Annotated in this window: 6 protein-coding genes; all 6 read right to left on the bottom strand. The window is 67.3% G+C overall.

The annotated features are described in order from the left end of the window. Positions 1 to 27: 27 nt before the first annotated feature. Positions 28 to 1,212, bottom strand: coding sequence for a DNA cytosine methyltransferase (locus tag AB0N68_RS04990; RefSeq protein WP_292795929.1), 1,185 nt, complete (start codon positions 1,210 to 1,212; stop codon positions 28 to 30). Between the two features lie 441 nt (positions 1,213 to 1,653). Further along, entirely contained in the window at positions 1,654 to 4,692 is a 3,039-nt protein-coding gene (locus AB0N68_RS04985) for a C-terminal helicase domain-containing protein (protein ID WP_292795926.1), read from the bottom strand. Further along, positions 4,689 to 6,464, bottom strand: a complete 1,776-nt coding sequence (locus tag AB0N68_RS04980; RefSeq protein WP_292795923.1) for a phospholipase D family protein — start codon at positions 6,462 to 6,464, stop codon at positions 4,689 to 4,691. The genes AB0N68_RS04985 and AB0N68_RS04980 overlap by 4 nt, the downstream gene beginning before the upstream one ends. Beyond that, the gene (locus AB0N68_RS04975) at positions 6,457 to 7,632 is read right to left on the bottom strand and encodes a DUF6361 family protein (RefSeq protein WP_249521240.1); all 1,176 of its coding nucleotides are present in this window, start codon (positions 7,630 to 7,632) and stop codon (positions 6,457 to 6,459) included. Before AB0N68_RS04975 ends, AB0N68_RS04980 begins: the two co-directional genes overlap by 8 nt. After that, positions 7,632 to 8,138, bottom strand: coding sequence for an HNH endonuclease signature motif containing protein (locus tag AB0N68_RS04970; protein ID WP_249521239.1), 507 nt, complete (start codon positions 8,136 to 8,138; stop codon positions 7,632 to 7,634). Before AB0N68_RS04970 ends, AB0N68_RS04975 begins: the two co-directional genes overlap by 1 nt. Positions 8,139 to 8,254: 116 nt before the next feature. Continuing rightward, positions 8,255 to 9,547 (bottom strand): hypothetical protein, encoded by a 1,293-nt coding sequence (locus AB0N68_RS04965; RefSeq protein WP_292795914.1) that lies wholly within the window; start codon positions 9,545 to 9,547, stop codon positions 8,255 to 8,257. Positions 9,548 to 9,551 lie beyond the last annotated feature (4 nt).

Genomic DNA, 9,551 nt, shown 5'->3' with positions numbered 1-9,551 from the left:
TTCCAGTATTGCCTGGCTCATCGAATGTCAGGCCGAGTGAGCTTCCTTCGGCATTCCCGGCTCATTCGACATCTCACGGAACTCAAGGACGGCACTCATCGCCGCTGCCCCGAGCTGCGGAGGCACCGCGTTTCCGATCATCGTCGCGAGGGCAGTGCGAGTCGGGCAAGCCGAGAAGTCGAAGTAATCCGGGAACCCCTGAATACGAGCTGCCTCGTGCGCCGTGAGCGCACGTGCCTGTTCCGGGTGCATGTAGCGTCCCTGGCCGATGCTGCCGAAGCCGCTGGTGATGGTCTGGGCAGGTTCACTCCATCGGAGCTGTCCGTACATCGACTTGTAGCTGTGGTCGCCCTGTTGGCACTTCGGGCGGAGCTCGTTGGGCAAGTCGTATACATCAGGATGCTCGAGGAGCCATTGCATGCGGGCCAGATTCTCCGCCTTTGCCTGGGGGCGACGGTCGAGGGCCGTGCCGTCATCGATGTCGCGCAGATCACCGATCGCCCATTCGAGATCCCGTTGGATGGCGTTCTCGGCAAGCTGGTTGAAAATGTCCGACGGGAGCACTTCGCCTTCTAATGTCGCCAGAAGCAGGTGGCGTCGCCGGGTCTGCGCAACCCCCAGAGCTGCGACGGAGACGACGTCGTCGGCGACTCGATAGCCCAAGCCTTCGAGGTGTTGACGGGCGCGGATGACCACGCTCTCACCCTCGTGTCGATCTCTCAGAACTGCCGGCACGTTCTCGATGAGCAGCACGCGCGGTCTGACGACCTCTGCAGCCCGAACCATTCGAAGATAGAGCGCGTTCTTCGCGTCGACGCGCCGGGTGTGGTTGTTGAGGTTGCTGTGCCCCTGGCACGGGGGGCCGCCCGCGAGTACATCGACTGCGCCCGTCGACTCGCGCGTGCGAGTCTCTCTAAAGGTCAAGACAGCGCCGAGGGCGCCATCGAAGAACTCCTCGACTGGTGCGAGCTCGACCCGACGAGCCTCCGGGAAATTCGCCCGGTAGACATCGATGGCTGTCGTCTCGAAGTCCACAGCGAGCGCGATATCCGTCGCCATGCCATGGTCGTGAGCCGCCTGCGAGATACCCAGGGTGATGCCGCCACAGCCGGCGAATAGATCGACCAGGGTGAGCGATGGAGCGCTGTCCTCGACCTGCGGGCGAGCGACTTCGCGAAGTGGGTGCCTTTCTGACGTCCCCTCTGCGCTCATGCGATTCACTGTATCCGAGTCCGGACGCGAGGTCGCGGCGCAACCCAGGGCCGAGCAGTCCTGCTGAACTCGGATGCGCAGCCGTCGATGCGTACCTGTGCATCGCCGGCACGGATTCTCTTTGTTGAGGCTGGTGGCCGCGTTGTACCGGAAGACATCGTCAGGGGATCCGCCGCACGTGCATCGAGTAGGACACCATCGCTTACCACGTCTTCCGATGGCTCGATGCGCGGCAGAAGGAAGGGCCCCTCCGAGCATGGCCGGGACCCCAGAGTCCGGCCGACTTCTATCTGACCCCAAGGATCACCGAGCTCTGAGAACATGGGGCGATCCGGCGGGATCGCTCAGAGGGCTTGCTCACGTCGTGACATCTATCGCGCCAGGGCTACGTCAGGCTTCGTAGGGACTCCGGGCCCACGATGCAAAGGTGAAGGTGTTGTGTCAGGCCTTGCCTGGTGGCCGAAGGTCCAGTCCCCCGGCCGTACGGCCCCGGTCCACGCCACCCTGCATCATCAACCGCAGCATGTCCTCCTGTCGGGGCTGCCCGAGCGTGAGGCGGTACAGGGTCAAGGCGTCGAGCAACCGCTCGTACTTCTCGTGATCCCTGCTCAACGTGAACGAGGCGATCCGCCGATGGATGCGGGCGTCCCCCTCGTAGACCCACCACGGCGCGAACTGTCCCAGCCGCTCGGTCTCGGGCGACGCGAGAGCAGCAGCGAACGCCGCGTCCCATGCCCCCTCCGACGATGACAGCACCTCCTCCCAGTGCGCGGCGGCCACGTTCTTGCGCACGGCATGGCCCATGAACCGGTGCACGCGGCCCTCGCGCTGCTCGAAGTCGACGGGGTTCGACGGCAGGTTCCAGTGCACGACGGCGTGGCTCCACCAGTGGAAGTCGATCCCCTCCTGGCCGATGCTCGTCGACGCCAGCACGAATGGCGCGAAGGGGCTGTTGAACGCGGCTCGCACTTCGCTCTGACGCGCCGCCACCTTCTCGTCGGCGTCCGTGCCGGTGCCGCCGTACCGCACCGCGAACCTCGTCGGGAACGGGATCTGCGCACGCTCGGCAGTCGCCTCGTGCCCGCGCAGCGTCGCCGCGTTCGTCCGCACCGCCGACGCCGCACCCGCCGCGATCTTCCACAGCCCGTCGTCGTCGAGCAGCCCGCCGCCGAGATCACTGCGTAACTGGTGCACGTACTCGTCGATGACCGCCTGCAGGTTCCCGTCCGCGCAGTAGTCCAGCACGGCGCTCCAATAGTGCGTACCCGGGGCACCGACGGTGTCGAGGAGGGCCGCGGCATCCGGCCGGGCGAAGAGCGACCGCAGACCGAGCGACAGCACCCATGCCGCATGCCACACACCCGCCTCCGTCGCCTCCGCCGACGCGGCACCGCGCAACGCTCGATACGCGATCGACCCCGGAGCATGCGCGCCGAAACGGGCCAGGTCACGGTGTGCACTGGCGTCCTGATCCATCGCCTCGGCCGCCGCCCGCACATAGTCCGCGAAACGGCCGGACCGTGCGTCGAGCACCCGCAGGACCGACAGGGCGTTCACGCCGGTCGGCACCGCACCGGGTGTCGCGAAGAAGGCATGCGACGGCTCGGCCGCATCATCGTCGCTGGCGGCGCTCGCCGTGAACGCCTCCGCATCGACGAGCCCGCCGGTCGCACGAGCCGCCCGCAGCGGATCCCACGACTCGGCCAGCGCCGGATGCGGCCAGAACAGTGCGAGCGAGTTCATCTGCGACGGCCGCCCCGCCTCGCTCATCGCCCACGTCAGACGGCTGCTCGTCGAATCGGTCGACAGTTCCGAACCCGCATACGCGTGGCGAGCCGCCTCATGGCTGAGCAGGCCAGCGACTGCGGTCGGCACCCCGTTCCACGCCGAGAACACGACGTGCTTCGTGACATCCCCCACACTCGAGAACACCGGGCCCGGCCGGAAGTACGGCATCGACGGCGGCATCCAGAGCAGCTTCCACCACCCGCGCCCGATCGTGTCGGCGGCCAACGCGCGCAGCAGCCCGTTGCCGAGATCGAGCTCCTCCCGCGCACTCACCTCGTCACGCGTCAGCCCTCTCGTTGCGGCCAGCAGCTCGCGGACCGTGACATCGTCGCGCCCCAACGCGTCCCGCACGCTGCTCCCCGACTTGTACGTGTCCATGAACGAGGCGAAATACGGGATCGACTTCCACTGCTCCAGATCCACCCGCGCTCCGAGATGCGTGCCCAGCCGATGCAGCGCCGCCCAGTCGGAGATCTCCGCCGCCGTCGGCACCCCGCCGTCGAGTGGACGGTCGACCACCATGTCCTGGTTGCGCGCGAGCGGCGGCCGCTCCGACCGCGACAGGTACGGAAGCAGCACCTCACGCACCCGGCGAGCGGATGCCTTCGCATCGCCGTCGGTGATCAGGGCGAGACGGTGCGCGTCGAGCGCATCCTTGACCGACCTGACACGGACGGCGTCCTTGTCGGTGAGGAACTCGATGAGCTTGAGGAAATCGGCATTGTGGTCCTCGCCGACCTCAGCCTCCGTCGTATAGGGCTTGAACGGGGTCGCCGAGAGGAGCAGGACCTTGACGCCCTCGGCGTTGAAGAGGTCGTGCGCGAGCTCACCGCCCTCGGTCATCGGATCGAGGAGCGGGCGGAAGCGCTGGAACTCATCGAGGATGACCAGATCAGGCTGCAGAGCGTCCACCCCGGCACGGGCCAGATGCCGACGCAGCTTCGCGACGAGCTCCATCACCTCGTGCCACAGTCGACCGCGGGGCGGGCGATCGCCCAGGACACGGACCTCCTCGCGGAGCTCGAGGAACCGCGCCCACAGGTCGTCCCCGACGATCGCCTCCTGGTACCGCCTGGCGATCTCGGGATCGGCGCCGTCCTCACCCAGGCGGTCCCGCGTCCACTGCACCCGCCCCGCGAAGTTTCTCGCCGACTGCACAGCCCCTTGGAAGAGCCAGCGCGTCGGCTCGTCCTCGTCCACCCCGAGCGCATCCTCCGCCAGCACGCACAGCAGCGCCCGCTCGTCGCCGTTGCCCGACCGCCAGCCGCCCTCCTTGAACGACGTGCCAGGGGTGAAGGAGACGAGGTTCACCTTCTTGCGGCTCGTGTCGTCGGTGGCTGCGAGCTTGCGGCTCTCCCGCGCCAACAGCGTGAGCCGCGTCGCCATCGCGAGGTGCTTGTCGCCGGTGACGTTCAGACGCTGCAGGTTCTGGTTGGCGAGGTCGGCGTTGCTGCAGATGTACACGATGTCGATGCGCTTCACCGCGTCGACGTCGTTCAGCTCCTGGATGGCCCTGGCGATGATCCCCCGCGCGATCACGCTCTTGCCCAACCCGGTCTCGTCGGCGACGAGGAACCGGCCGCTGCCGTCCGCACGCCCTGACCCGTAGAAACGGTCGATCACATGCTCCACCGCGTCCTGTTGGAAGCCCTTGAGCCCGCGCATCACGGCGTCGACGTCGAGACCCGTCATTGCTGCACACCCGCCGCTTCCGTGATAGCAGCCCACACCTCGGTGAAGCCCGGCGGTAGAGCACTGCTGCGCGCATCCTCCGGCACATGCCGCAGCACCCGCTCGACGTCCACGAGACCCGACCGGTTCGTCGCCGTCGCCCGCACGAGAAGCTCCAACAGCCCGGCACCGTTCTCCGTGACCCCAGCACCGAACGCCGAGGAGAACGCGCCCCCGCCCCCGCCGGTGCCGATCGACGTGAGGCTCCCGTCTTGCAGCATGATCCGGATGAAACGCGCCACCGCCCCGGGCTCAGTGAGGTGAGCGGCTACGATCGCGTCGCCCCGGCCCGGCACGTCGTCGAGCAGGTCCGCGACCAGCAGGGTCTCGCGTCGGCGGCCGTCGCCGTCCGTCAGCGCGATCACCACGAACGGCGTGATCTGCTCCAGGCGCAGGGCCGTGGACTCGTAGGGGGCGTCGGCCGTAGGCAGAGGTCCGGGGATCGGATCCGGCTGGGACAGCATCCGCCAGCTCAGCGTGAACCGGTCGTCCACCACCTGCGCACCCTCCGCCCACACCGTGACCGTGTACTCGCCCTCCGCGTTCACCCGAACTACGAGCCGGGCGCGGGCGAGCTCCCGCAGCGCACTCTCCAGCCGACGGTCGGCCTCCTCGTCCTGGCTGCTCTGGGCGCCGCCCGCCGTGGTGTACTCCTCGATCAGCGGAGCAAGCGACCCGAGCACTGCTTCGACCCCGAGGTGCGACTTCGGCCCCTCGGCCTCGACCATCACCTCGACGTTGTTCGACCAGGCTGGCCCAGTGGCGTTCGCCGACCCCACGAGCAGTGTCGACTGCTTGTGCGCGTGGTCGTGCACCACGATCTTCGCGTGCAGCCCCCGCAGCTCTCCGGCAGCGACCGCCGAGGTCTCGGCGTCGGCGAGCGCCTGATCCACCATCTCGTCGAGCACGCGCAGCGAGAGCCCCTGCAGCGTCTCGGGCTGCAACCGATCAAGCGCCTCCGGGCGGCTGAGCAGCGTCGTCTCGCCGCCCGGCCGGGACCGCAGAAGCCGGACGCCCTCATCGGTGACGAACGGGGAGACGACGGCGGTGCGGATGCCGCCGAGACGCGGTCCCGCGTCGCTCGACGGCAGCCCGATCCCGAGGGCGTGCACCCGGACCGCGCGCACGTGGTCCGGATGCTCCCAGCGGATGCCGGCCCACGCCTCCGCCAGGCGCGCGATCCGGTCGGCGCGATCGGGGGCGAGCGCTGGGGCTGTCCGACCGTCGTCCACCAGCCAGCGCAGCAGGCCGGCCATCACGTGGTTCGAGCGCACCGTCTCCTCATCGAGATCCTCGTCGGGCCCGCCGTCGAGGGAGATCACCGCATCCCACGTGCGGTCGTTCGTGAGGTTCCGGCTGCTGCAGACGAATCGGTAGCGGCGCTCCTCGTTCCGCTCGAACTCCAGGAACCACACCTTCGGGTGGAACAGGCGGCTCCCCGGCATCCGCACCGGGTGCACCATCGGCTCGAGCACCGTGACGAGCTCGCTCGCCGTGCCGAGACCCAGGCACCCGGCCTGGGCGAACAGGTCGATGCGCTGCGTGGCCCGGCGCACGGCCCCGAGGATGCCGACCTCGTCGTCGACCTCCACCGCGCCAGCGAACGCGAGCGGGATCGACAGGGCCGCTTCGAGGGTCATCGTGAAGCTCGTGCCGACCGCATGTGACAGGTGGAATCCAGCCGGAGGCCGGAGCAGCTCGGACAGGAGCGAGCGCGAATCGGGTTCAAGCACGAGCCAGCCCCTCGTGGATGTCGCGGGCGAACTGCCGAACGGTCGCCCAACGGAACGTCAGCAGAGCGCTCCCCGACGCCCCCTTCCACGTCTCGAGCCGCCGCGGGTTGCCCAGACGCGTCTTCGCACCCTTGATCTTCTCCCGCTCTCGGATCATCGATCGAGCTTCCGGGAGATCGGCGATCGAGCCCGGATCGCTGCGCTGCAGGAGGGTGGTCCAGTTCTGCACGAACCGCTGCGCGGCGGGTGCGACCGGGAGCCTACTGCCCCGTTCCTCCCGGAGGACGGCGAGCAGGTCATCGAGACGCCACTCGTCGTAGCCCGCCGCGAGCTCCGCGGGCCACCGGGCGAGGCGATCACGGTAGTCGCCGCGGAGCTCTGCACGGTCCGCTTCCTCGGCGAGGAGCAGGTTGTAGAGCAGTTGCGCGCCGTGGAGGATCGTCGCGAAATGCTGCGCATGGCGCAGGACCCTTGCAGCCCGTTGCGGTGCTCGGGTCGCGACCGCGTCCTCCCACGGAGCCCGGCGGTCGTCCTCCGGCCGGTGCTGCACGAGATGCGCCAGAAGAGTGCCGGGTGCGTGCTCGAGCACGCGATCCCGCAGCCAGCTCGCCTCATCGGCGGTCAGCGCGAACCCGTCAGCCACCTCGTCGGGGAACCCTTTCGGGATCGGTGGGGCAGACCAGAGGGAGGTGGACGTCGTCAGGCCGTCGTCGTCGACGTGCACGTGGGGGTTCGACGCCTCGAACGCCTCCGCACGGCTCGCCGGCCGGGTGAGGATGCCGTACCGCTGCAGCATCGACCAATACACCGAGGACGGCAGGGTCTGCAGGTCCCGGCCGGCACGCTCGCCGAGCAGACCGTCCGCATCCGGCGAGAACCGCAGGGTCTCGATCAGCTCCAGCTCGGTCGCATCGGGCTGGCGCGTGCCACCCTTCACTCGTGACCTCGACTGTGCGGCGTACTGGAAGCACCACGGCACGAACAGCAGATAGCGGGCGCGGGTGTGCAGGGTTGACGTGCCAGGGAACAGGGCGTCGCTGATGCCGTCGCGGAGCTGCCCGATGCCCAGCTCATCTCGGCTGTCTCGTTGCGTGAACATCGCCGCGAGTTCCCGCATCCGTCGCTGCTCGTCTGCCGACACGTCGAGCCATGTGATCACGGACGCCATCAGGGCGCTGCCTGTCTCTTGGCCTCATGGGCCTCCCGCACGCGGGTTCTGATCTCCTGCGCGTCCTGATCGGCCACGCGCATCAGCTCCAGCAGGTGCTTGTGGTGCGCCCAGTGCCGCTGCCACAGCTCGGGGCCGACGGCCGCTTCAAAGTCGACACGAGTCGGGGATGCCCTGCGCTCGTACTCCTGTAGGCGAGCGATGCGATCTTCGATGTCAGCGACACCCCGAGATCTCGGAGAGAGCGGGGCCGAGCTGCGCATCCAGGTCAGCCAATCCTTGTTGCCCTTGCTCTGGTTGCACTTGCCGCAGGCGGGTACGAGATTGTGGATCTCGGAAATGTATCCCGTCGGCCGCTGGTTGCTCACCAGAGGACGAAGATGGTCCCATTCCGTGCTGGTGTCGCCGCAGTAGCTGCAGCTCACGCGATCGAGCATGCCGAGGGTCTCGAGGGCTGCGCGAACCTCTGCCTCGGTTGGCGGGACAACAGGGATGATGCCGTTCACGAATGAGTTTGTAATGCTCGAACTCCGACCCGTAATCCGCACGGGTTTCGGCATCGCGAACGTGCTGAGGAATGTCTTTGCGGTCAATTCGCCAGTCCTGTGCCCCGCCTCGTCACTCACTCGCCCGCCGTGTCTTTCGGTGGACGCCGACGAAAAGTGCGTCCAGCGAGGTCTGCGAAGGATCCAGCGATCTCCTTTGCCTTGTCCACGCTTTCGGCGCCGACCCGCCCGGCAACCTGGATGCCCTCCGCGCCGATGCGCCACGCGGCGTCCAATCCGTCCGCACCGGCCTTGAGTAGATCGTCGCGGGTATCCGTGGCCGCCGTCGACCAGCGTCTCGACTCCCGCACCTCCGCTGCCCCCTCGATCCCGAGTCGCTCGTGGAAGGTGCCGACAGAGTCGGTCACTTTGTTTCTGGAACGGACGATGGCCGGAGACTCGATCGGGTTGAACAGGACTTTCGAGTTCGCCAGAGTTGCGGCCTCGTCGACCTGGTAGAGGAGCTGTCGCGTGGTCCGAGTGATCAGTTCCGCGCGCTTTGCGCGAGCTGTTTGCAGGCCGACTCGGTGTTGCTCCAGTTCCTCGGGGGAGGTCTGCAGGACACGGTCGAGTTCGATCACCCCCGTCGCCTCCTGCAAATAGAAGCACTGTGCGAGGACGGCGAGCCATTCCTGTACCTCGCCATCGATCTTCTTGGACGAGTCAGCCAGTTCGTTGACAGACTTGCTTTGGAGCTTCCCCGCCAATGCCTCGATCTGCCTTAAGGCGTATGCCTGCGTGCGGGCGATCGTCATCGAGGAAGCTTGCACTTTCGACCAGGTCACCTCGGAGACGCCGCCGACCTCCTTGCGGATCGTGAGTGCCTCTTCGAGCATCATGTCTACGCCGATGATGTCCGCGAGCACGGCGTCCTTCTGCGCGCGCAGTACGTCATCGACCTTCTGATCGATTGCGGCGAGGTAGTCAGTGATCTCGTCCATAGTCTGTTGCATCGCAACTTGCGCCATGATTCCGGCCACACCAGCGAGCATCGCAGGGTTTGTGAGGATCGACCCTGGTGTCTTGAGGAACTGCAGGTTCTTCGCGAACTGACCATTAGGTGCCCGAAGAGTTGCGTGGATGTTTCCGCTCGACGAGTTGGTTACCTTGGGCAGCTTTTGGGCGGCTGCCCACGACTCTTCGGTCAGCTTCATCCAGCGCCCCGAGTTCGCCGCTATCTCGGAGCCGGCCTTCGTGACAGCCGCCCCGGCGCCGAACGCGGTCTTGAGCTTGGACAGATCCAGCTCGCGAGACCGTAACCCGTTGGCCTCAATAAACTCCTCGACTGGTTCGCGCCGTCCGATCAGGGAGATCCCATCCCCGTCGATGACCAACTCAATCTCGGACAGGTCCCCGTCGTCCATCCTCATGCCC

This window comes from Microbacterium meiriae (assembly GCF_040685015.1).
Lineage (GTDB): Bacteria > Actinomycetota > Actinomycetes > Actinomycetales > Microbacteriaceae > Microbacterium > Microbacterium meiriae.
This window is presented reverse-complemented; position numbering and strand designations above follow the sequence as displayed.